The sequence below is a fragment of the Paraburkholderia phenoliruptrix genome, from assembly GCF_019511605.1.
GTDB lineage: Bacteria > Pseudomonadota > Gammaproteobacteria > Burkholderiales > Burkholderiaceae > Paraburkholderia > Paraburkholderia phenoliruptrix_A.
Window position 1 is genome coordinate 1 of the sequence record NZ_JAEUAV010000057.1, and the last position, 1,991, is coordinate 1,991.

At 56.1% G+C, this 1,991-nt stretch carries 2 tRNA genes and 1 rRNA gene; all 3 read right to left on the reverse strand.

The window, feature by feature from the left end:
* Positions 1–152: 152 nt before the first annotated feature.
* The 3 genes from JNB89_RS30710 to JNB89_RS30720 all read right to left on the reverse strand — a co-directional run bounded on the left by JNB89_RS30710 (position 153) and on the right by JNB89_RS30720 (position 1,971).
* Positions 153–228, reverse strand: a tRNA-Ala gene (locus tag JNB89_RS30710).
* A 56-nt stretch (positions 229–284) separates the two neighbouring features.
* A tRNA-Ile gene (locus JNB89_RS30715) sits at positions 285–361 on the reverse strand.
* 77 nt (positions 362–438) lie between these two features.
* Positions 439–1,971: ribosomal RNA gene (locus JNB89_RS30720) — 16S ribosomal RNA — on the reverse strand.
* Positions 1,972–1,991: the final 20 nt, after the last annotated feature.

The following is a 1,991-nucleotide window of genomic DNA, read 5'->3' on the forward strand; positions in this document are numbered from 1 at the left end:
CTTTCGTGAATCTCTTTACTACTTCTTCCTGATTGTTAAAGAACGTTCAGCCGACATCACGGTTGCTGTAACCATGCATCTTCACTGACTGGCTCAATCGCCAATGCACAACCCTCTGTGAACCCGCTCACAGAACGCTGCGCATTGAGGATTGGTGGAGGATGACGGGATCGAACCGACGACCCCCTGCTTGCAAAGCAGGTGCTCTCCCAGCTGAGCTAATCCCCCCGGTCATGCTGCAGAACATCTCAGGGGTGCAGCGGTCAGCCGCCAGACAAGACAGTTGGTGGGTCTGGATGGATTCGAACCATCGACCCCCGCCTTATCAAGACGGTGCTCTAACCGACTGAGCTACAGACCCCTTCGCGTCTGTCTGCGTTTCTTCCAACCTGCAGCCGATAAGCGTGAGCGCTCAACGTTTGACACGTTCAGCTCGAGAAAGGAGGTGATCCAGCCGCACCTTCCGATACGGCTACCTTGTTACGACTTCACCCCAGTCATGAATCCTACCGTGGTGACCGTCCTCCTTGCGGTTAGACTAGCCACTTCTGGTAAAACCCACTCCCATGGTGTGACGGGCGGTGTGTACAAGACCCGGGAACGTATTCACCGCGGCATGCTGATCCGCGATTACTAGCGATTCCAGCTTCACGCACTCGAGTTGCAGAGTGCGATCCGGACTACGATCGGTTTTCTGGGATTGGCTCCACCTCGCGGCTTGGCGACCCTCTGTTCCGACCATTGTATGACGTGTGAAGCCCTACCCATAAGGGCCATGAGGACTTGACGTCATCCCCACCTTCCTCCGGTTTGTCACCGGCAGTCTCCCTGGAGTGCTCTTGCGTAGCAACTAGGGACAAGGGTTGCGCTCGTTGCGGGACTTAACCCAACATCTCACGACACGAGCTGACGACAGCCATGCAGCACCTGTGTTACGGCTCCCTTTCGGGCACCCCCACCTCTCGGCAGGGTTCCGTACATGTCAAGGGTAGGTAAGGTTTTTCGCGTTGCATCGAATTAATCCACATCATCCACCGCTTGTGCGGGTCCCCGTCAATTCCTTTGAGTTTTAATCTTGCGACCGTACTCCCCAGGCGGTCAACTTCACGCGTTAGCTACGTTACCAAGCCAATGAAGGCCCGACAACCAGTTGACATCGTTTAGGGCGTGGACTACCAGGGTATCTAATCCTGTTTGCTCCCCACGCTTTCGTGCATGAGCGTCAGTATTGGCCCAGGGGGCTGCCTTCGCCATCGGTATTCCTCCACATCTCTACGCATTTCACTGCTACACGTGGAATTCTACCCCCCTCTGCCATACTCTAGCCCGCCAGTCACAAATGCAGTTCCCAGGTTAAGCCCGGGGATTTCACATCTGTCTTAGCGAACCGCCTGCGCACGCTTTACGCCCAGTAATTCCGATTAACGCTTGCACCCTACGTATTACCGCGGCTGCTGGCACGTAGTTAGCCGGTGCTTATTCTTCCGGTACCGTCATCCTCCCGGGGTATTAACCCAGAAGTTTTCTTTCCGGACAAAAGTGCTTTACAACCCGAAGGCCTTCTTCACACACGCGGCATTGCTGGATCAGGGTTGCCCCCATTGTCCAAAATTCCCCACTGCTGCCTCCCGTAGGAGTCTGGGCCGTGTCTCAGTCCCAGTGTGGCTGGTCGTCCTCTCAGACCAGCTACAGATCGTCGCCTTGGTAGGCCTTTACCCCACCAACTAGCTAATCTGCCATCGGCCGCCCCTGTAGCGCGAGGTCCCGAAGGATCCCCCGCTTTCCTCCGCAGAGCGTATGCGGTATTAATCCGGCTTTCGCCGGGCTATCCCCCACTACAGGACACGTTCCGATGTATTACTCACCCGTTCGCCACTCGCCGCCAGGCCGAAGCCCGCGCTGCCGTCCGACTTGCATGTGTAAGGCATGCCGCCAGCGTTCAATCTGAGCCAGGATCAAACTCTTCAGTTCAAACCTGTTACTGTTTTCGG